24 protein-coding genes are annotated in these 19,303 nt (G+C 70.1%); 19 read left to right on the top strand and 5 right to left on the bottom strand.

Features of this window, described 5'->3' with window-relative positions; translation table 11 throughout:
• The 15 genes from rpmD to rpsI all read left to right on the top strand — a co-directional run bounded on the left by rpmD (position 1) and on the right by rpsI (position 10,538).
• Positions 1-225, top strand: coding sequence for a 50S ribosomal protein L30 (gene rpmD / locus AC2W7A_RS00120; protein WP_485989569.1), 225 nt, complete (start codon positions 1-3; stop codon positions 223-225).
• On the top strand, positions 218-670 hold the full coding sequence (rplO, locus tag AC2W7A_RS00115; protein ID WP_485989568.1) for a 50S ribosomal protein L15: 453 nt from the start codon (positions 218-220) through the stop codon (positions 668-670). The genes rpmD and rplO overlap by 8 nt, the downstream gene beginning before the upstream one ends.
• Positions 671-829: 159 nt before the next feature.
• Positions 830-2,137, top strand: coding sequence for a preprotein translocase subunit SecY (secY, locus tag AC2W7A_RS00110; protein WP_485989567.1), 1,308 nt, complete (start codon positions 830-832; stop codon positions 2,135-2,137).
• Positions 2,138-2,186: 49 nt separating this feature from the next.
• Positions 2,187-2,807: an adenylate kinase gene (locus AC2W7A_RS00105; protein WP_485989566.1), complete on the top strand. Its 621-nt coding sequence runs from the start codon at positions 2,187-2,189 to the stop codon at positions 2,805-2,807.
• A gap of 4 nt (positions 2,808-2,811) precedes the next feature.
• Positions 2,812-3,654, top strand: coding sequence for a type I methionyl aminopeptidase (map, locus tag AC2W7A_RS00100; protein ID WP_485989565.1), 843 nt, complete (start codon positions 2,812-2,814; stop codon positions 3,652-3,654).
• 230 nt (positions 3,655-3,884) lie between these two features.
• On the top strand, positions 3,885-4,106 hold the full coding sequence (gene infA / locus AC2W7A_RS00095) for a translation initiation factor IF-1 (protein WP_224356596.1): 222 nt from the start codon (positions 3,885-3,887) through the stop codon (positions 4,104-4,106).
• A 33-nt stretch (positions 4,107-4,139) separates the two neighbouring features.
• Entirely contained in the window at positions 4,140-4,253 is a 114-nt protein-coding gene (gene rpmJ / locus AC2W7A_RS00090; RefSeq protein WP_158496587.1) for a 50S ribosomal protein L36, read from the top strand.
• A 285-nt stretch (positions 4,254-4,538) separates the two neighbouring features.
• Complete coding sequence (rpsM, locus tag AC2W7A_RS00085) at positions 4,539-4,907, top strand: 30S ribosomal protein S13 (RefSeq protein ID WP_485989564.1); 369 nt, start codon at positions 4,539-4,541, stop codon at positions 4,905-4,907.
• 84 nt (positions 4,908-4,991) lie between these two features.
• Entirely contained in the window at positions 4,992-5,393 is a 402-nt protein-coding gene (rpsK, locus tag AC2W7A_RS00080) for a 30S ribosomal protein S11 (protein ID WP_485989563.1), read from the top strand.
• Between the two features lie 131 nt (positions 5,394-5,524).
• On the top strand, positions 5,525-6,523 hold the full coding sequence (locus tag AC2W7A_RS00075; protein ID WP_485989562.1) for a DNA-directed RNA polymerase subunit alpha: 999 nt from the start codon (positions 5,525-5,527) through the stop codon (positions 6,521-6,523).
• Between the two features lie 69 nt (positions 6,524-6,592).
• A complete protein-coding gene (gene rplQ, locus AC2W7A_RS00070; RefSeq protein ID WP_485989561.1) occupies positions 6,593-7,336 on the top strand; it encodes a 50S ribosomal protein L17, sunset domain variant in 744 nt (247 codons plus the stop codon).
• A gap of 220 nt (positions 7,337-7,556) precedes the next feature.
• Entirely contained in the window at positions 7,557-8,354 is a 798-nt protein-coding gene (locus AC2W7A_RS00065) for a CPBP family intramembrane glutamic endopeptidase (RefSeq protein WP_485989560.1), read from the top strand.
• Entirely contained in the window at positions 8,354-9,538 is a 1,185-nt protein-coding gene (truA, locus tag AC2W7A_RS00060) for a tRNA pseudouridine(38-40) synthase TruA (protein WP_485989559.1), read from the top strand. Before AC2W7A_RS00065 ends, truA begins: the two co-directional genes overlap by 1 nt.
• Before the next feature lie 29 nt (positions 9,539-9,567).
• On the top strand, positions 9,568-10,011 hold the full coding sequence (gene rplM / locus AC2W7A_RS00055) for a 50S ribosomal protein L13 (protein ID WP_067188578.1): 444 nt from the start codon (positions 9,568-9,570) through the stop codon (positions 10,009-10,011).
• Positions 10,012-10,049: 38 nt separating this feature from the next.
• Positions 10,050-10,538, top strand: coding sequence for a 30S ribosomal protein S9 (rpsI, locus tag AC2W7A_RS00050; protein WP_485989558.1), 489 nt, complete (start codon positions 10,050-10,052; stop codon positions 10,536-10,538).
• 171 nt (positions 10,539-10,709) lie between these two features.
• On the opposite strand, the gene AC2W7A_RS00045 is transcribed toward rpsI, so the two are convergent.
• Together AC2W7A_RS00045 and AC2W7A_RS00040 are read right to left on the bottom strand one after the other, a co-directional pair.
• Positions 10,710-11,489, bottom strand: a complete 780-nt coding sequence (locus AC2W7A_RS00045) for an amino acid ABC transporter ATP-binding protein (protein WP_485989557.1) — start codon at positions 11,487-11,489, stop codon at positions 10,710-10,712.
• Complete coding sequence (locus tag AC2W7A_RS00040) at positions 11,486-12,964, bottom strand: ABC transporter substrate-binding protein/permease (RefSeq protein ID WP_485989556.1); 1,479 nt, start codon at positions 12,962-12,964, stop codon at positions 11,486-11,488. The genes AC2W7A_RS00045 and AC2W7A_RS00040 overlap by 4 nt, the downstream gene beginning before the upstream one ends.
• Positions 12,965-13,346: 382 nt before the next feature.
• Here AC2W7A_RS00040 and ppk2 point away from each other — a divergent pair, with 382 nt between their 5' ends.
• Positions 13,347-14,288 (top strand): polyphosphate kinase 2, encoded by a 942-nt coding sequence (ppk2, locus tag AC2W7A_RS00035; protein WP_485989590.1) that lies wholly within the window; start codon positions 13,347-13,349, stop codon positions 14,286-14,288.
• 76 nt (positions 14,289-14,364) lie between these two features.
• Here ppk2 and AC2W7A_RS00030 read toward each other — a convergent pair whose 3' ends face one another.
• Positions 14,365-15,198 (bottom strand): peptidoglycan recognition protein family protein, encoded by an 834-nt coding sequence (locus tag AC2W7A_RS00030; RefSeq protein ID WP_485989555.1) that lies wholly within the window; start codon positions 15,196-15,198, stop codon positions 14,365-14,367.
• Between the two features lie 245 nt (positions 15,199-15,443).
• Between AC2W7A_RS00030 and glmM the strand changes: the two genes are divergently transcribed.
• From glmM to AC2W7A_RS00015, 3 genes are all read left to right on the top strand, one after another.
• Positions 15,444-16,799: a phosphoglucosamine mutase gene (glmM, locus tag AC2W7A_RS00025; RefSeq protein WP_485989554.1), complete on the top strand. Its 1,356-nt coding sequence runs from the start codon at positions 15,444-15,446 to the stop codon at positions 16,797-16,799.
• A 1-nt stretch (position 16,800) separates the two neighbouring features.
• On the top strand, positions 16,801-17,025 hold the full coding sequence (locus AC2W7A_RS00020) for a hypothetical protein (protein ID WP_485989553.1): 225 nt from the start codon (positions 16,801-16,803) through the stop codon (positions 17,023-17,025).
• 256 nt (positions 17,026-17,281) lie between these two features.
• A complete protein-coding gene (locus AC2W7A_RS00015) occupies positions 17,282-17,722 on the top strand; it encodes a TetR family transcriptional regulator (protein WP_485989552.1) in 441 nt (146 codons plus the stop codon).
• Between the two features lie 212 nt (positions 17,723-17,934).
• Here the strand turns inward: AC2W7A_RS00015 and mscL are convergent, their stop codons facing one another.
• Both mscL and AC2W7A_RS00005 read right to left on the bottom strand, forming a co-directional pair.
• Positions 17,935-18,357: a large conductance mechanosensitive channel protein MscL gene (gene mscL, locus AC2W7A_RS00010; RefSeq protein WP_485989551.1), complete on the bottom strand. Its 423-nt coding sequence runs from the start codon at positions 18,355-18,357 to the stop codon at positions 17,935-17,937.
• A 10-nt stretch (positions 18,358-18,367) separates the two neighbouring features.
• Entirely contained in the window at positions 18,368-19,000 is a 633-nt protein-coding gene (locus tag AC2W7A_RS00005) for a M15 family metallopeptidase (protein WP_485989589.1), read from the bottom strand.
• Between the last annotated feature and the right edge of the window lie 303 nt (positions 19,001-19,303).

The following is a 19,303-nucleotide window of genomic DNA, read 5'->3' as shown; positions in this document are numbered from 1 at the left end:
ATGTTTGAGCCCACTCGTAAGAACATCCAGCCCTCGGACGCCACTCTGGTCATCACCCAGACCCGCGGCGTCACGGGCGCGAAGCAGAACCAGCGCGACACCCTGCGCTCGCTCGGTCTGAAGCGGATCGGCCACCAGGTCACCCGCAAGGCCGACGCGGCGACCGTGGGCATGGTCAACACCGTGCCGCACCTGGTGTCCGTGGAGGAGGTCAACAATGGCTGACAACGACGCCATCCGTATCCACGACCTGCGTCCGGCCCCGGGTGCCAAGACCGCGAAGACCCGTGTGGGTCGCGGTGAGGCCTCGAAGGGCAAGACCGCCGGTCGCGGCACCAAGGGCACCAAGGCCCGCTACCAGGTGCGTCCGGGCTTTGAGGGCGGCCAGCTTCCGCTGCAGATGCGTCTGCCGAAGCTGCGCGGCTTCAAGAACCCGTTCCGCACCGAGTACCAGGTCGTGAACCTGGACAAGCTGAACACCGCCTTCCCGGAGGGCGGCGAGGTGTCCGTGGACGCGCTCGTCGCCAAGGGCCTGGTCCGCAAGGACCAGCCCGTGAAGGTGCTCGGCACCGGTGAGATCTCCGTCGCCGTGCAGGTGAAGGCCCACGCCTTCTCCGCCTCGGCCGTCGAGAAGATCGCCGCCGCGGGCGGGTCCACCGAGACCCTCTGACCGCTCGGTCGCACGAGCCCCCGACTCCCAGGTCCGCCTGGGGGCCGGGGGCCTCTTGCGTACCCGTGTAGACTGCCCTGGTGGTCCGCGTGGGCGGCGCCACAGCCCGTCGCCGTCGCGAGACGGGGACCACCACACCGACCGCACACAGGAGGACGCGTGTTCAAGGCCATCGGCCGGATCTTCCGGACGCCAGACCTGCAGCGCAAGATCTGGTTCACGCTGGGCATCATCGCCATCTACCGGCTGGGCGCGTTCATCCCGTCCCCGGGCGTGGACTACCAGAACGTGCAGATGTGTCTGGCCGAGGGCAACGCCTCCGGCGGCCTGTACTCGTTCGTGAACATGTTCTCCGGCGGTGCCCTGTTGCAGGTCTCGATCTTCGCGCTGGGCATCATGCCCTACATCACGGCGTCGATCATCGTGCAGCTGCTCCGCGTGGTCATCCCGCGCTTCGAGCAGCTCCACCAGGAGGGTCCCCAGGGACAGGCGAAGCTGACCCAGTACACCCGCTACCTGACGCTCGCTCTGGCGCTGCTGCAGTCCACCACCATGGCCTCCCTGGCGCGGACCGGTGCGCTCCTGAACTGCCAGCTGCCGCTGCTGACGGACGACTCGATCGTGACGGTCCTGATGGTGGTGCTGGTGCTGACCACGGGCACCGTGCTGGTGATGTGGATGGGCGAGCAGATCACGGAGCGAGGCGTCGGCAACGGCATGTCCCTGCTGATCTTCGCGTCCATCGCCGCGGGCTTCCCGGCGGGCATCGGCCAGGTCTGGCAGACCCAGGGCGTGCGCACCTTCCTCATCGTCATGGCGATCGGCCTGCTGACCATGCTCGCGGTCGTCTTCGTGGAGGAGTCCCAGCGTCGCGTGCCGGTGCAGTACGCCAAGCGCCAGATCGGCTCCCGCACCCTGTCCGGCCACTCCACGTTCATCCCGATCAAGGTGAACATGGCCGGCGTGATCCCGGTGATCTTCGCGTCCTCGGTGCTGACGCTGCCGGGCATCCTGGTGCAGTTCAACACCCCGCAGGACGGCTCGAACCCGCCGGGGTGGGTGACGTTCCTGTCCGAGTACTTCACCGGCGGGGACCATCCGGTCTACATGGCCCTGTACCTGCTGCTGATCGTGGGCTTCACCTACTTCTACGTGTCCATCACCTTCAATCCGAAGGAGATCTCGGACAACATGAAGCGCTACGGCGGCTTCATCCCGGGCGTCCGTGCGGGCCGTCCCACCGAGCGGTACCTTGAGTATGTGATCAGCCGCATCACCTTCCCGGGCGCGCTGTACCTGGGAGTGGTCGCGATGATCCCGCTGATCGCCTTCGTGCTGATCAACGCCAACCAGAACTTCCCGTTCGGCGGCACCTCGATCCTCATCATGGTGGGCGTCGGCCTGCAGACCGTGAAGCAGATCAACGCCCAGATGGAGCAGCGCCACTACGAAGGCCTGCTCCGCTGACCCGGACCCACGGACCCCCTCCACCGCTCTCGACAGTGAGGAACAAGAAATGACTCGCATGCTGATCATGGGCCCTCCCGGCTCCGGCAAGGGCACCCAGGCCTCCCGGATCGCCGACAAGCTGGGGATCGTTCCGATCTCCACGGGCGACATCTTCCGCTACAACGTCAAGGAGATGACCCCGCTCGGTGTGGAGGCCAAGCGGTACATCGACAACGGCGACTTCGTCCCGGACGAGGTGACCAACCGCATGGTGGCCGACCGCATCGCCCAGCCGGACGCGGCATCCGGCTTCCTGCTGGACGGCTACCCGCGCACCGCCGGCCAGGTCGAGGCGCTGGACGCCATGCTCAAGGAGTCCGGCCACGCCCTGTCGGCCGTCGTCGAGCTGACCGTGCCGGACGAGGAGCTCCTCGCCCGCCTGCTCAAGCGCGCCGAGATCGAGGGGCGCGCGGACGACACCGAGGACGTCATCAAGCACCGCCTCGACCTGTACCACCAGGAGACCGCGGCGGTCATCGAGAACTACCAGGACCGCGGCATCGTGACCCGTGTGGACGGCACCGGCCAGGTGGACGACGTGACCGAGCGCCTGCTGCAGGCGATCTACTCCGTGCGCGCCGCCACCGGCACCCTGCCGGTCGTGGACCGGGGCACCGAGGAGGCCTGATCGGGTGTTCGCCCGTCGTTCCCTCGAGTTGAAGACCACCTCCGAGCTGCAGACCATGCAGCGGGCGGGGGTGGTCCTCTCGTCCGCCCTCGACGCCGCGATCGGCGCGGCCGCCCCCGGGGTGACCACCGCGGAGCTGGACCAGGTGTTCCGTGCCGTCCTGGACGAGCACGGCGCCACGTCCAACTTCCTCGGTTACTACGGGTTCCCGGCCACGATCTGCACCTCAGTGAACGAGGAGGTCGTCCACGGCATCCCGGGCGAACGGGTCCTGCAGGCCGGTGACGTCCTGAAGATCGACGGCGGTGCGATCGTGGACGGCTGGCATGCGGACTCTGCGCGGACGACGATCCTCGGCTCGTCGGAGGCCGGCACGGCCGACCCGGAGGACGAGCGCCTGTCCGAGATCACCCGTGAGGCGCTCTGGGCCGGCATCGCCGCCTTCGCCACGGCGAAGAACGTGGGCGAGGTCGGCGACGCCATCGACGACTTCGTGTCCGAGCAGCCGGGTGCCCCGCTGGGCATCCTGGAGGACTACGTCGGCCACGGCATCGGTTCGAAGATGCACATGCCGCCGGACGTCTTCAACTACCGGACCGGCCACCGGGGCCCGAGGGTCCAACCGGGCATGGCGCTGGCGATCGAGCCGATGCTCGTGCGCGGCGGCATCGAGACCGTCACCTTGGAGGACGACTGGACGGTCGTCACCGCGGACGGCGGCCGGGCCAGCCAGTGGGAGCACAGCGTCTGCCGCCACCGAGGCGGGGTCTGGGTCCTGACCGCCCCGGACGGAGGCGCCGCCGAGCTCGCCCGGTTCGGGGTCACCCCGGTCCCGCCGGGGGAGTGAGCCCGTCGCAGTCGGCACCACGACGACGGACCGTCGCCTCCCGCGGGACGGTCCGTCGTCGTCTCCCCACCCGTTCGATGTTCGCGGTTGGAAACGGTCCGGACATGCGGTAGAGTAGGGCGCTGACTGTGCCTCTGCCTGTCCAGGTCGAGGCGGGTCGCAACCATTCCTGTCCCGTCTCGCGGGGGCCTCGTGTCCGCGCGGGGAGGGACCCAACGATTGTGGAGGACATGGCTAAGAAGGAAGGTGTCATCGAGGTCGAGGGCACGGTCACCGAGGCATTGCCGAACGCGATGTTCCGGGTCCGCCTGCAGAACGAGCACGTCGTGCTCGCGACGATCTCCGGCAAGATGCGTCAGCACTACATCCGCATCCTCCCCGAGGACCGGGTCGTGGTGGAGCTTAGCCCGTACGACCTCAACCGGGGTCGCATCGTGTACCGCTACAAGTAAACCGTCCGACAAGCGAGCGCAAGAGGAGGAACCGTGAAGGTTCAGCCGAGCGTGAAGCGGATTTGCGACAAGTGCCAGGTCGTGCGCCGTCAGGGCCGCGTGCTGGTGATCTGCTCGAACCCGCGCCACAAGCAGCGCCAGGGCTGAGTGCCCGCCCCGGTCCGGGGCGGCGCCGCCTGAGTGCACATCACCCATATTCACATCGGCCATCAGGGCCGAGACACCAGGACAGCGTCCACCGCCTGCGGGCAGACCAGCGGACGCAACCTCCGGTCGCAGGGGCCGGAGACCGCCACGCGGCGAGGCCGCCGGCACGGGTCCACACCGGAATCTTCCCCGGTGCCGTGCATCGGGTCACGCGGGCCGCAGGCCACGCGGGCGGGAGGTCACTGGTGCAGACCCCTGCTGCAGAAGGAACAGGAGGACGGCCATATGGCTCGTCTTGCAGGCGTTGACATCCCGCGCGAGAAGCGCGTGATCATCGCACTCACGTACATCTACGGTGTGGGCAAGACCCGCGCCGAGGAGACCCTGGCGGCGACGGGCGTCGACCCGAACATCCGCGTGAAGGACCTCTCGGACGAGCAGCTGGTGAAGCTGCGCGACCACATCGAGGGCACCTACAAGGTCGAAGGCGACCTCCGCCGCGAGGTCGCCGCCGACATCCGCCGCAAGGTCGAGATCGGCTCCTACGAGGGCCTGCGTCATCGCCGCGGCCTGCCCGTGCGCGGCCAGCGCACCAAGACCAACGCCCGTACCCGCAAGGGCCCGAAGAAGACGGTCGCCGGCAAGAAGAAGTGATCCCCGGCGCCACGATCCCCGCCGCACAGGACGGACCGAGGCGCCGCAGGCAGATCCGCCCCAGCTTTCCCGTAGGAGATATCCATGCCCCCGAAGACTCGCGCAGCGGTCCGCAAGCCGCGTCGCAAGGCAAACAAGAACATCGCCGTGGGCCAGGCCCACATCAAGAGCACGTTCAACAACACCATCGTGTCCATCACCGACACCACCGGCGCCGTGATCGCCTGGGCCTCGTCCGGCGAGGTCGGCTTCAAGGGTTCCCGCAAGTCGACTCCGTACGCCGCGCAGATGGCCGCTGAGCAGGCCGCCAAGCGTGCCCAGGAGCACGGCATGCGCAAGGTCGACGTGTTCGTGAAGGGCCCGGGCTCCGGTCGCGAGACCGCGATCCGCTCCCTGCAGGCCGCCGGCCTCGAGGTGGGCTCCATCCAGGACGTCACCCCGATGGCGCACAACGGCGCCCGCCCGGCCAAGCGCCGTCGCGTCTGACACCTGCCCCAGTCCCCGCGGCCCTCGCCTGAGCGCCGCGGGGACAGGTCCACGGACCTGTCCCACCCGTAGAACTCGTTTCCACCCCCTGCGTGCGTCATATGGCGGACGCTCGCCGAAAGGAAATGTCCGTGCTCATTGCACAGCGCCCCACGCTGACCGAAGAGGTTGTCTCCGAGCGTCGCTCCCGGTTCGTCATCGAGCCCCTGGAGCCCGGCTTCGGCTACACCCTCGGCAACTCCCTGCGCCGCACTCTGCTGTCCTCCATCCCCGGTGCTGCCGTGACCAGCATCCGCGTGGACGGTGTGCTGCACGAGTTCAGCACCATCAACGGCGTCAAGGAGGATGTCACCGAGGTCATCCTCAACATCAAGAAGCTCTCGGTCTCCTCGGAGAACGACGAGCCGGTCGTCGCCTACCTGCGCAAGCAGGGTGCGGGCGTCGTCACCGCCGCCGACATCACCGCGCCGGCCGGCGTGGAGATCCACAACCCGGACCTGCACATCGCGACGCTGAACGCGAAGGGCAAGTTCGAGATGGAGCTGACCATCGAGCGCGGCCGCGGCTACGTGACCGCCGCCCAGAACAAGCTCGCGGACTCCGAGATCGGCCGCATGCCCGTCGACTCGATCTACTCGCCGGTCCTGAAGGTCACCTTCAAGGTGGAGGCCACCCGTGTGGAGCAGCGCACGGACTTCGACCGCCTCATCCTGGACGTGGAGACCAAGGAGTCCATGCTTCCGCGTGACGCCGTGGCCTCCGCCGGCTCCACCCTGGTCGAGCTGTTCGGCCTGGCCCGCGAGCTCAACGTCGAGGCCGAGGGCATCGACCTGGGCGAGGCCCCGGCCGACGCCGCCGTGTCCGCGGACCTGGCGCAGCCGATCGAGGAGCTGGAGCTCACCGTGCGCTCCTACAACTGCCTCAAGCGCGAGGGCATCCACTCCGTGGGTGAGCTCGTGGCCCGCTCCGAGGCCGACCTGATGGACATCCGCAACTTCGGTGCAAAGTCCATCGACGAGGTCAAGGAGAAGCTCGACGAGCTTGGCCTGTCCCTCAAGGACTCGCCGGCCGGCTACGACCCGCAGGCCCATGCCGCGCAGATGGACGACGACCCGTTCTCCGAGTACTGAGCTCGACGCACCACACACACCTGTCCGCCGATCCCGTGAGGGATCGGGGAACACCTGAGGAGAAACACCATGCCTACCCCCACCAAGGGTCCGCGCCTGGGCGGCAGCCCGGCCCACGAGCGCATCATGCTGGCCAACATGTCGGCCCAGCTCTTCGAGCACAAGTCGATCACCACGACGCTCACCCGCGCCAAGCGCCTGCGCCCGTTCGCCGAGCGCCTGATCACCTTTGCGAAGAAGGGCGACCTGCCGGCCCGCCGCAAGGTCCAGGGCATCATCGCCGCGAAGAACCGCACGAACAAGACGATCGTGCATGAGCTCTTCACCGTGATCGCCCCGGCCATGGCCGAGCGCAACGGCGGCTACACCCGCATCACCAAGATCGGCAACCGCAACGGCGACAACGCTCCGATGGCCGTCATCGAGCTGGTCATGGACCCGGTGTCCGCCAAGCAGGCCGTCGTGAAGGAGGCCGAGCAGGCCAAGGCCGCCCCGGCCGCCTCCGCCCCGGCCGAGGCTCCTGCCGAGCCCGAGGTCGAGGCCGTGGACCCGGCCGCCACCGATGAGGTGTCGCTCGAGAAGTCCGAGGCCGTGGCCGCCGAGACCGCCGGCGCCATCCCCGCGAACGAGGACGGCTCCGCCCCGGAGGGCGCCTCCATCAAGGGCAACTCCGACTCGATGAAGTACCACGTCCCCGGTTCGCGCTGGTACGACCAGACGACCGCCGAGGTCTGGTTCGCCTCCGTCGAGGACGCGAAGGCCGCGGGCTACGCCCCGGCCGGCGGCGAGGCCGCCCAGAAGGTCTCCGAGTGACCTGAGCGCCGGCCCGCCGACGCCGGCACCCGCGCAAGGGGTCGTCCCCTCCGTCATGGAGTGGGGCGGCCCCTTCGCCGTGCCCGGAGCCTCGACGGCCGGGAACCCGGACCGCGCCGGGTCCGGTGCCGTCGTGGTCGTCCGTGACCACCCCGGTGACCGGGAACCCGGACCGCGCCGGGTCCGGTGCGGGGTCCGCTCGGCTCGATAGACTGCCGGGGTGTTCGGCGACCCCTCCCTCGACAGCCTGGCGGCCTACCTGACCGACGTGGCCCCGGGCCTGCTGCTCGTGGTCGCAGCCCTGGCCCTCGTCCCTGCCCGCATGGTCGCCGCCCGCGTCCTCGTCGCAGTCCTCGGCTTCGTGCTGGTCCGTGACACCATGACCCGGCACGACCTCTGGACCTTCGGGACGGTGGGGGAGCGTTCCACCCTGTGGCTGCGGTTCACCTCGGACCCGATCCTGCTCGTGAGCATGGCGGTGCTCTCGCTCCTGCTCGTCGGTGCCCTCGTGGCCGTGTTCCGGCAGCGCTCGCGCGGGATGCGCTGGGCCGCAGACCGAGCCTGGCTCTCCGTGCCCGTGGGCCTGCTCGGCGCCGGCGTGATCGTGCTGCCGATGGCCCTCTGGTACGGCTCGCTGGGCGGCCTGTCCGCCGGACTCGGCCTGCCCGAGGTGCCCCTGGACGCTCGCGGTGGGGCGGTGGCGGCAGGCATCCTCGTGCCGCTGCTGGTGTTCGCCCTCTGCGGCAATCTGCTGGAGGAGGTCCTCTTCCGCGGCCTGCTGCAGTCCGAGCTGGAGCATCACACGAGCGTGGTGCGAGCCGCCCTGTCCTCCGCGGTCCTGTTCGCCGCCTGCCACGTGTTCCTCGCCTCCACGGTGACCCAGGTCGGCTGGCCGCTGCTGGCGTTCGTGCTGTTCGAGGGGCTGGTGTGCGCCGTCATCGCCGTCCGCTTCGGCGTCCTCGGCGCGACCGTCGCCCACGGCGGTGCGATCTTCCTCCTCGCCTCGGGGCTGGTCTGATGCGCGAGGACCACCTTCCCACGTCGCCTGCCGTGCCCACCGCCGCCGCGGAGCCCCGCCTCGTCCGCGTTCGCCTCGACCTCGCCTACGACGGCACCGACTTCCGCGGCTGGGCCGCCCAGCCGGGGCTGACCACCGTGCAGGGCACCCTGGAGGAGGGCCTGGAGACGATCCTGCGCCGCCCGGTCCGCACCGTGGTGGCCGGCCGCACGGACGCTGGCGTCCACGCGGCGCACCAGGTAGTGCACCTGGACCTCTCCGAGGCCGAGTGGGCGGGCCTGTCCCGGGGCCGCGTGGGACTGGAGCCGGGGGAGAGTCTCGTCCGGCGGCTGCACGGCGTCCTGCGCAGGGCCTCGGACGCGCTCGTGGTCCGGACCGCCGTCCGGGCCCCCGAGGGCTTCGACGCCCGCTTCTCCGCGCTCTGGCGCTCCTACCGCTATCGGATCAGCGATCACCCCGGGACCCGGGACCCGCTGCGCCGTCGGGACACGTACTGGCATCGCGAGCGACTCGACGAGGCGAGGATGCAGGCGGAGGCGAGCTCCGTCGTCGGGCTCCACGACTTCCTGAGCTACTGCAGGCCGCGGCCGGAGGGGACCACCATCCGCGAGCTGCAGGCCTTCACGGTGGAGCGCGGGCCGGACGGGGTAATCGAGTGCCGGCTGCGCGCGGACGCCTTCTGCCACCACATGGTGCGCGCGCTGGTGGCCGGTGCGGTCGCCGTGGGGGAGGGGCGGCAGGAGCCGGGCTGGATGGCGCAGCGCCTGCAGGCGCAGGTCCGGGACTCCCTGTCCCGCCTGGCGCCGCCGCACGCCCTGGTCCTGGACCACGTAGAGTACCCCGACGACGCTCGCTCGCCTCCGCGCGAGGGGACCCGGGCGCGGCGCACCCCGTCCGACGTGGACGGCGCCGCACGCCGTGGTCAAGACCACGACGGTGAGGACCGCCACCGGCCTGCGGTGGCGGTCCGGGGCCGGAACCGATATGATGTGATGTCGTTGCGCATGTCCGCATCCGGATTCAGGTGCGCCGCGAGAGGCTCAGTTGCATGGCCGCGATCTCGCCGGCGCCCGACGGATGTTCAGGGCCCGGATGCACGCCAGTCCTCACCTGGCGCCCGGTGCGCGCGGAGAACTGACAGCCGTACCGCGGCCGGACTCACGCCCGGCCTGGCGCGGCTGTGACCGAACTACCGACCATGAAGGCAGACAACGTGCGTACGTACACTCCCAAGCCCGGTGACGCCGACCGTCAGTGGCACGTCATCGACGCCACCGACGTGGTGCTCGGCCGCCTGGCCTCGCAGACCGCGATCCTGCTGCGCGGCAAGCACAAGCCGACTTTCGCCCCCCACATGGACATGGGCGACCACGTCATCATCATCAACGCCGAGAAGGTGGCCCTGACCGGCGCCAAGCTCGAGAAGAAGCGCGCCTACCGCCACTCGGGCTACCCGGGCGGCCTCAAGTCCGTCTCCTACGAGGAGCTCCTGGAGAAGAACCCGGTGCGCGCCGTGGAGAAGGCCGTCAAGGGCATGCTCCCCAAGAACTCCCTGGCTGCCCAGCAGCTGTCCAAGCTGAAGGTGTACCGCGGTGCCGAGCACCCGCACGCCGCCCAGCAGCCCAAGACCTTCGAGATCGGCCAGGTCGCCCAGTAATCGGCGCCCGCCCTTCGAGACCTCTTCAAGGAGACCCCATGACCATCAATGAGAACGAGGGCGTGGAGCTGACCAGCTACACCTCCGAGTCCGCTCAGACCTCCGAGGCCCCGGCCGCCACCGAGCGCCCGGCCCTGACCGTCGCCGGCTCCGCCGTGGGCCGCCGCAAGGAGGCCGTGGCCCGCGTCCGCGTCGTCCCGGGCTCCGGCCAGTGGACCATCAACGGCCGCACCCTGGACAACTACTTCCCGAACAAGCTGCACCAGCAGGAGGTCAACGACCCCTTCGCGCTGCTGGAGCTCGAAGGCGCCTACGACGTGATCGCCCGCATCAGCGGCGGCGGCCCGTCCGGCCAGGCCGGCGCGCTCCGCCTGGGCATCTCCCGCGCCCTGAACGAGATCGATCGCGAGCACAACCGCCCGGCCCTGAAGAAGGCCGGCTTCCTGACCCGCGACGCCCGCATCATCGAGCGCAAGAAGGCCGGCCTGAAGAAGGCCCGCAAGGCCCCGCAGTACTCGAAGCGCTGATCCTCGCCGCCGCGAGGCCCCGGTCCGGTTCTCCGCGACGGACCTGCGCACCTCGCCGCGCCGACGCACCTGTGGCCGGTCACCCCGCGAAGGGGTGGCCGGCCACGGTCGTGTCCGGGGCTACCGGACCCGTCCCGCGCGGGCACGGGCGGCGCCGGCGCGGGACGGAGGTCAGAGGACCTTCGAGAGGAACTCCTGGAGGCGGGGCGTCTGCGGCGCGTCGAAGATGCGCTCGGGGACGTCCTGCTCCATGATCCGGCCGTCCGCCATGAACAGCACGCGGTCCGCGACTTCGCGGGCGAAGCCCATCTCGTGCGTCACCAGCACCATGGTCATCCCCTCCTCCGCCAGGTCGCGGATCACCTGGAGGACCTCGCCGACCATCTCGGGGTCCAGCGCGGAGGTGGCCTCGTCGAAGAGCATCACCTCCGGGTTCATGGCCAGGGCCCGGGCGATGGCCACACGCTGCTTCTGACCGCCGGACAGCGACCTCGGCGAGGCGCCGGCCCTGTCCGCCAGGCCTACGCGCTCCAGGAGCCGGTGGGCTGTGCTGCGCGCCTCCTGCGGGGAGAGCAGTCCGAGCTCGACCGGCGCGAGCGTGATGTTCTCCTCCACCGTGAGGTGGGGGAACAGGTTGAAGTGCTGGAAGACCATCCCGATCCGGCGGCGGACGCCGTTGATGTCCACGCCGGGGTCGGCGAGGTCGGTGTCCCCGACCCGGACCGACCCAGAGGTCAGGTCCTCGAGCCGGTTGAGGCAGCGCAGGAAGGTGGACTTGCCGGAGCCGGAGGGGCCGATCACGCAGACGACCTCCCCCTCGGCGATCCGGGTGTCGATGCCCTTGAGGACCTCGTTCTCCCCGAAGTGCTTGTGGAGGTCCTCCACGACGATCTTCGGCGCGGGATGCGTGGACCCCGCGGGTGCGGCGGTCCGGTTCTCGGGAGTGCTCACTTGTTGATCTTCCTCTCCACGACGTTGGCGAGCTGGGTCAGGAGCCAGATCGCGGCGAAGTAGATGGCCGCGACGATGAGGAGCACCTCGGTGACCCTGAAGTTGGACGCGTAGACCTGCTGGGCCTGGTACAGCAGCTCGGTGAAGCCGATCGCCAGCAGCAGGGACGAGTCCTTCAGCATGATGATCAGCTGGTTGATGAGGGACGGCGTCATGATGGTGAACGCCTGGGGCAGCACCACACGGCGCATGGTGGCGCTGTAGCCGAGTCCCAGCGAGCGGGCGGCCTCGGACTGGCCTGTGTCCACGGACTGGATGCCGCCGCGCACGATCTCGGCGATGTAGGCGGCGCCGTTGAGGGCCAGCGTCAGCACGCCGGCGACCCAGATGTTCACGGAGACGCCGATCAGACCCGGCAGGCCGAAGTAGAAGAAGAAGGCCCAGACGAGCAGGGGCGTGCCGCGGAACACGTTGATGAACACGTTCGCGATGCCACGGAGCAGCACGTTGCCGGAGATCTTCATGAAGCCGACCGCCAGGCCGAGGAGCATGGCGACCATGAACGCGATGCCCGTCACCAGCAGGGTGTTCTGCAGGCCCTTGAGCAGGGCGGGCATGATCTGGCCCAGCATCTCGAAGAACGAGGGAGGCTCCGGGGTGCCCTCGCCGGAGGCGTCGCCCAGGTACTCGGCGACGATCTCGTCGTACTCGCCGGACTCCTTCAGCTCGGCGAGTCCGGCGTCGAACTCGGAGAGCAGCTCGCCGTTCATGTCCTTGTTCACGGCGAAGCCGTAGTCGCCGGTGTCGATCGGCTCGGCCACGAGCTTCAGCCCTGAGCCCTGCGTGACGCCGTAGGCGAGTACGGGGCGGTCGTCCATGAGGGCGTCCGCGTTGCCGCTCTTCACGGTCTGCACCATCGTGGTGCTCTGGTCGAGCGAGGTGATCTCGAAGTCGATCTCCTCCTGTTTCTTCTTCGCCTCGTCCTCGGAGAGCGATCCGGACTTCACCGCGACCGTCTTGCCCTCGAGGTCCTCCCACGAGGCGATCTCGTCGTCGGCCTCGGGCACCGCCAGCTGGAGCTCGGAGGTGAAGTACGGGTCGGAGAAGTCGTAGATCTGACGACGTTCGTCGGTGATGCCCATGCCGGCGATGACGCCGTCGACCTGGTCCGAGGACAGTGCCTGCAGGGCCGCGTTGAATCCGATGGACTCCCATTCGACCTCGAAGCCGCGCCGGTCTGCGATGGCCTCCATGAGGTCGACGTCGATGCCGGTGAGCTCGCCGTCGGGTCCGCGGAACTCGAACGGGGCGAAGGTGGAGTCCGTGCCGATCGTGTAGGTCGGGCGCTCGCCGTCGGATGCGCCGGCCGCGGCTGCGGTGCCCGCGCCGAACAGGACCGCGACCAGCAGTCCCAACAGGGCGAGCAGCGCCGCAGGCCTGCGGCGTCGGGAGGGAGGTGGTGTGGTCGGGGCCATGACTCTCCTGGGTCGGGTGCGGGAGATCGGGGCTGCCCCGCCGGACGAGGCGGCCGCCGGTCCGGCCACGCTATCGGGATGCATTCAGAATCTCGAAAGATGACGCACATGAGCGCCTGCGGTCCCGGGGCCGTGGGCGGCGCCACAGGGTTCTCACACGTGGGGCCCGGAGAGAGTAAAATGGAGGCCGTCGCGGCACCGTCGCCGCGACGGGGCGATCGCGTCCGGGCAGCGCGCACCGGTCGGTGCGGGGTGAGGAAGGCGCGCCCCTGCCGACTGCAGCACCGAGGAGCCGCCCGTGGCCGAGAACAGCACGCCCACCCCGAAGCCGTCCGAGGCGGGCGAGGCCGAGAACAAGGACGTCGTCGCAGGCGGCCATCAGATGGAGTCCGAGCAGGACCGTCAGGCCTACTCCGTGACCAAGGACTACGCCGCAGAGGTCGACGAGCTGTCCGAGCTGGAGCGCAAGCTCGACCCCAGGCACGCCCTGCCGCAGCTGGACAAGGACGCCTGGCGCGAGGGCTACCCCTACGAACGCAAGCTCGACCGCAAGACCTACGAGAAGCGCAAGCGCGCCCTGCAGATCGAGCTGCTGAAGATGCAGCTCTGGGTCAAGGAGACCGGTCAGAAGGTCCTCATCATCTTCGAGGGCCGTGACGCCGCGGGCAAGGGCGGTGCGATCAAGCGGTTCAACGAGCACCTCAACCCCCGCGGTGCCCGCACGGTCGCCCTGGAGAAGCCCACCGACGCCGAGGCCTCGCAGTGGTACTTCCAGCGCTACATCCAGCACCTGCCCTCCGGTGGCGAGATCGTGATGATGGACCGCTCCTGGTACAACCGTGCCGGCGTGGAGCGCGTGATGGGCTACTGCACCGCCCAGCAGTACCTCGAGTTCATGCGTGAGGCCCCGGAGCTGGAGCGCATGCTGGTGAACTCCGGCATCCACATCATCAAGTTCTGGTTCTCCGTGTCCCGGAACGAGCAGCTGAACCGCTTCGCCACCCGTGAGACCGACCCGGTCCGCCGTTGGAAGCTGTCCCCGACCGACCTCGCCTCCCTGGACAAGTGGGACGACTACACCACGGCGAAGGAGGCCATGTTCTTCTACACGCACACCGCGGACGCCCCATGGACCGTCGTGAAGTCGAATGACAAGAAGCGTGCCCGCCTCGAGGCCATCCGGCACGTGCTGCACACCCTCCCGTACCCGAACAAGGACACGTCGATCGTCCACGCTCCGGACCCGCTCATCTGCGGCCCGGCCACCGCCCTCTCCGAGCTGGGCGAGGACACCGGCAGCGGCTCCTTCCCGCGCGTGCGCTGACCAACGACGCACAGTCGACGGCGCCCCCTTCCCCGATCCGGGGGAGGGGGCGCCGGTCGTGAGGTGCGGGCTCCGCTCAGAGGCCGTCCAGGTACTCCTGGTTCACGTGGGCGTCGTCCAGCAGGTTGTCCGCACCGAAGCCCTCCGAGACGTGGTACTCGCCGGTCTCGAGGGACTTGCGGACGTCCTCGCGCAGGATCGGGAGCTTGGCGTAGAACGCGTCGCCGCAGCAGCTCGTCTTGACCAGGTCGCGGTGCCCGATGATGCGCTTGGGCGGCAGGTCGTACTGCTGGCAGATGAATGCGCAGAGGTGGACCAGGCCCTGGTAGAGGCTCTGGGGCGGCGGGTTGACCATGTAGATGCCCTCGCACTCGATGCCGAGGGCGTAGGCGTTGAAGCCGAGGGCGTGGATGCCGAGCATGAACGTCTCGCCGGTCTCCAGCGCGTTCTTCGAGCCGTGGCGGGCCTCGAGGATGTGGCCGCCGCGGGACATCGTGAAGTGTTGGCCGGAGTCGCCCCAGCCCTGGCCCACGTGTCCGTTCTGCACCCGTCGGGCCAGGTCGATCGCGGCCTCGCGTGAGCCGTCGGTGACGTTCGGGGTGGTCGTGTGATGGATGACCAGGTACGAGGGGTGCTCGTTGATCGTCTGCAGGTGGGCCCGCGGCTGGGTGGCGCCCCAGTCGGCGGTGGAGATGATCGTCGGCTCCGGGAGTCGGGGACTCTCCTGGGAGGTCGTCGTCCCGCCGCCGGCCTCACCGCCGGCCTCACCGCCGGCCGTGGCGCCGGGCTCCGCGGAGCCGTCTCCGTCTGTGCACGCGGCCAGCGTGCCGGCCAGGGCCAGCCCGGTGGTGCCGAGCACCGTCCTCCGCCGCCAGGGGCGCTCGGTGGTGCTCTCGCGGTCCTCCGCCATGTGATCGGTGCCTTCCGGAAGGGGAACGGGACGGGTCGCTGACGTGCAGAGGGATGGTCCACGCCGCACGGACGACCTGATTCAACCGACCATGCTACCGCCTCACCCGCGGCCACGTCCGGGAGCCGGGCGGGAGGGGACGTGAAAAGCGCGACGTCGCGGGCGAGAGGGATTCGCAGACAGGCGGCATCCTCGTCGGGTGTTCCGGAGCCAGCGGCGGACGGAGACGTAGACTGCTGTCCATCATGAGTAGATTGTTCGGAACCGACGGTGTCCGTGGCCTGGCCAACGAGACCCTCACCGTGGAACTGTCCATGCGCCTGGCCCAGGCGGCGGCCCCCGTACTGGGCGGCGACGCCTTCGAGGACGGCCGGCGCCCCACCGCCGTGGTGGCCCGCGACCCCCGGATCAGCGGAGAGTTCATCAACGCCGCCGTGGTGGCCGGACTCGCCTCCTCCGGCGTGGACGTCTGGGACGCCGGCGTGTTGCCCACCCCCGCCGCCGCGTACCTGGTGGCGGACCTGGGGGCGGACTTCGGCGTCATGATCTCCGCGTCCCACAACCCGGCCCCGGACAACGGCATCAAGTTCCTGGCCCGCGGCGGCGAGAAGCTCTCGGACGAGGAGGAGGACGCCATCCAGCATCGTCTGGAGCAGGAGGAGCCCCTCCGGCCCGTCGGCGCCGAGGTCGGCCGGGTGCGTCGCTTCTCCGACGCCGAGGACCGCTACGTCCTCCACCTCCTCAAGTCCCTGCCGAACCGCCTGGACGGACTCAAGGTCGTCCTCGACTGCGCCCACGGGGCGGCCTCCGGCTGTTCGCCCGAGGCGTTCAAGGACGCCGGTGCCGACGTGGTGGTCATCGGCGCGGAGCCGGACGGCGTGAACATCAACGACGGCTGCGGCTCGACGCACCTGGAGTCCCTGCAGGCCGCGGTGAAGGAGCACGGCGCCGACCTCGGCATCGCCCACGACGGCGACGCCGACCGCTGCCTCGCGGTGGACGAGAACGGCGAGGTCGTGGACGGCGACCAGATCATGGGCATCATGGCGCTGGCCCTCAAGGACCGCGGCGAGCTCAAGGACGACACCCTCGTGGTCACGGTCATGTCCAACCTGGGCCTGAAGCTCGCCATGCGGGAGGCCGGCGTGCGGGTCGTGGAGACCCGCGTCGGGGACCGCTACGTCCTGGCCGGCATGAAGCACGGCAGGTACTCGCTCGGCGGCGAGCAGTCCGGTCACGTGATCTTCGCCGACCATGCCACCACCGGCGACGGGGTCCTCACCGGCCTCCACATCGCGGCGCGTGTGGCGGGGACGGGCAGGCGCCTGTCCGAGCTCGCGACCGTGATGGAGCACATGCCCCAGGTGCTGATCAACGTGACCGGGGTGGACAAGACCCGCACGGCCGAGGACCCGGAGGTCCAGGCCGCGGTCTCCACCGCCATGGCGCGTCTCGGGTCCGAGGGCCGTGTCCTGCTGCGTCCCTCCGGCACCGAGCCGGTCGTCCGCGTGATGGTGGAGGCGCCGGACCAGGAGACCGCACGCCGCGAGGCCGAGGAGCTGGCCGAGGTCGTCAAGCGCGAGCTCGCCCTGCACGGCTGACGTGACTCCCGAACAGGCCGGCGGCGACGAGGTCCCGGTGGTCCCGGACGGGCCGCCGCACCGCTGGACCCTGCTCATCGTGCTGACCCTCGTGGTCGCCGCCATGCTCGTGGCCGCCTTCGCCGTGACGGAGCTGCCGCAGTGCGAGGACGAGGCCCGCTTCTCCTGGGCCCCGTGCCTGGACCGCGGGAACGAGCCCCGGGGGCAGACCCCCGCGGAAGACTGAACGCCGTTGCCGCCCGAACCCGGCGGGAGGCCACGCCGCGCCCCGGCGCCCGGAGGAGGGCCCGGACGGCGCACGTCGTCCGGGCCCTTCCTCTTGTCATCGGCACCTGGCCGTCGGCGCCGGTGGGGTACGGCAGCGGACCGCCGTCCTGCCCCGCGTTGCGACACGGTGTCCGCTCTCCGGGCCGCACCGCCCGGCTGTGCGGGGCGGGCAGGCAGGATCGAAGATGGAGGCAGGGCGAGGAGCAGGAGGAAGCATGCCGAGGGTCACGGCGTCGACCGTCGCCGAGCACCGAGGCGTCCAGGTGCGCGCCACCCTGGACGCGGCCCATGCCCTGATCGGCGAGGACGGCCGGCTCCCGGCCATGGGCCGGATCGCCGAACGGACGGTACTGGCCCGACCGAGCCTCTACCTGTACTTCCCCTCGCGCGGGGACCTGCTCCTGGCCCTGGCCGCGGACGCGACGCCGCGCTGGCTCGATGCGGTCCGTGCCGCGATGGACGAGCACACCGATCCGGTGGACCGCGTCCAGGCCTACTTCGGGACGAACCTGTCCCTCGTCCTCGAGGGCGCCCATACGGCCGGTGAGCTCCTGGCCGCACAGGCGCGGCGGCTGCATGCCGAGGCCGCGGCCCCGCTCCGTGCCGAGCTCCGCGCGCTCGGGGCGCAGGACGCGCAGCGGCCGCCTTCCTGCTGAGCGCCTCCCTGCATGCGGTGGGCCCCTGCTCGGCGAGGGCATGGACCTCGAGGCCGCGCTGGAGGTGCTGCGCAGCGTCACCGAGCCGTATCTGCGTACCCTGCCGGGGCCCGCTGACCGCAGTGCGGGCCGTCGGGGCCGGACAAGCGAGGAGACCCGGTCGATCCGTGCGGATCGACCGGGCCTCGCGGTGTCGGTGGGGAAGGGGTGTATCAGAGACGCGGCTCGCCGTTGACGGAGCCGCCGCGCTGGGTGGCCAGCAGGTCGCGGATCTCGGTGAGCAGGGCCTGGTCGGCGGTGAGCTCCTCGGCGTCCGGGTCGATGCCCAGGCGGCGGTTGCGGAGCTCGATCATCTTGTTCATCGGCAGGACGATGACGAAGTAGATGGCGGCGGCGATGAGGAGGAAGTTGACGATGGCGGTGAGCAGCACGCCGAACTTGACCAGCACGCCGTTGATGTCGAGAACGAGGAAGCTGTCGAAGTTCGGCATCTTGAACAGTGCGGCGATGAGCGGCATGAGCACCGCCTCGACGAGCGCGTTCACGACCGCGCCGAACGCGCCGCCCATGACGACGGCCACGGCAAGGTCGATGACGTTGCCCTTCATGATGAAGTCCTTGAAACCCTGAAGCATGAAAAGTACTCTAAGCCGCCGCCCAGGGGCCGGGGAGAGGAAATCGTGTGTCCCTGGACACATTCAACCCCTGAGCGACGCGATGTTTGTCACACCGGCGCAGGAGCGGGTCCCTCGGTGCGCCGCAACCGGCGTCGGTGGGGTGGGGTCGGTCGCCCGCGGGCCTCGGGCGGTCCGTCCCATCCGGGTGGTCGTCCGTGCTCACCCGGGGGTAGTCCGGGGGCGGCCGGCAGCCCGAAGGCGGTCTCCACCACGCCGCCTGCCGTGCGCACCTCGGCGGCGGCCTCCGGTCCGAGCCAGCGCAGGTGCCAGGGCTCCGCGGAGAACCCGGTGACGGCTTCCGCGCGGCCGGGTAGCGGATGACGAAGCCGTACTCGTGGGCGTGCGCGGCGACCCAGCGCCCGGCCGAGGTCTGGCCGAAGCAGGCGGCGAGGTCGCAGTCGGGTGTGGCCGCGTCCCCCACGTCCACGGCCAGTCCCGTCTGGTGTTCGGAGTGGCCGGGGCGGGCAGACACCCGGTCTGCGGCCGCCGTGCCCCCGTGGCGATCGACCCAGTCGGCGTAGACGTCGCGTTGGCGCGGGTAGGAGCGGTAGCCGCTGAGGACGGTGAGGTCGTGGCCGGCGGCGGCGGCCTCGGCACGCAGGCCTCGAGGGCGCGGCGGCCTCGGCCCGCAGCTGCACCCCGGCCACGGTCCGCAGCGGGTCCGGTGCGTAGTCCACCGGGTCCAGGGGCCGGGCCTTGTTCACGACGACGGTCGGTGAGTCTGCGCTGTCCAGGTCGCGTTCCGCTGTGGTCGTCTCCGGCGTGCCCCCGGCGGGCGGGGACGCCTCGGCCGACTCGTCGGCGGAGCCTGACGTGGAGGCGCCGTGGGCGCGGTCGAGGACGGCGACCGGTCGCCGGGGTCAGTGGAGGCGGGGGGTCGCCGTCGGCACGGAACGCGGACGGT

It is taken from the genome of Micrococcus sp. LASM2_SD2 (assembly GCF_057364565.1).
Note: the sequence above shows the minus strand (reverse complement) of the source record. Positions and strands in the feature narration are given on the sequence as shown.

Bases quoted from the DNA above. Each gene is read 5' to 3' on its own strand.
- ppk2 (WP_485989590.1), top strand. From the start codon at position 13,347: ATGGAGTCCGAGCAGGACCGTCAGGCCTACTCCGTGACCAAGGACTAC.
- AC2W7A_RS00040 (WP_485989556.1), bottom strand. From the start codon at position 12,964: ATGGCCCCGACCACACCACCTCCCTCCCGACGCCGCAGGCCTGCGGCG.
- rplQ (WP_485989561.1), top strand. From the start codon at position 6,593: ATGCCTACCCCCACCAAGGGTCCGCGCCTGGGCGGCAGCCCGGCCCAC.
- AC2W7A_RS00015 (WP_485989552.1), top strand. From the start codon at position 17,282: ATGCCGAGGGTCACGGCGTCGACCGTCGCCGAGCACCGAGGCGTCCAG.
- infA (WP_224356596.1), top strand. From the start codon at position 3,885: ATGGCTAAGAAGGAAGGTGTCATCGAGGTCGAGGGCACGGTCACCGAG.
- rpmD (WP_485989569.1), top strand. From the start codon at position 1: ATGTTTGAGCCCACTCGTAAGAACATCCAGCCCTCGGACGCCACTCTG.
- AC2W7A_RS00030 (WP_485989555.1), bottom strand. From the start codon at position 15,198: ATGGCGGAGGACCGCGAGAGCACCACCGAGCGCCCCTGGCGGCGGAGG.
- glmM (WP_485989554.1), top strand. From the start codon at position 15,444: ATGAGTAGATTGTTCGGAACCGACGGTGTCCGTGGCCTGGCCAACGAG.
- rpsI (WP_485989558.1), top strand. From the start codon at position 10,050: ATGACCATCAATGAGAACGAGGGCGTGGAGCTGACCAGCTACACCTCC.
- mscL (WP_485989551.1), bottom strand. From the start codon at position 18,357: ATGCTTCAGGGTTTCAAGGACTTCATCATGAAGGGCAACGTCATCGAC.
- truA (WP_485989559.1), top strand. From the start codon at position 8,354: ATGCGCGAGGACCACCTTCCCACGTCGCCTGCCGTGCCCACCGCCGCC.
- AC2W7A_RS00105 (WP_485989566.1), top strand. From the start codon at position 2,187: ATGACTCGCATGCTGATCATGGGCCCTCCCGGCTCCGGCAAGGGCACC.
- rpsM (WP_485989564.1), top strand. From the start codon at position 4,539: ATGGCTCGTCTTGCAGGCGTTGACATCCCGCGCGAGAAGCGCGTGATC.
- rplO (WP_485989568.1), top strand. From the start codon at position 218: ATGGCTGACAACGACGCCATCCGTATCCACGACCTGCGTCCGGCCCCG.
- rpsK (WP_485989563.1), top strand. From the start codon at position 4,992: ATGCCCCCGAAGACTCGCGCAGCGGTCCGCAAGCCGCGTCGCAAGGCA.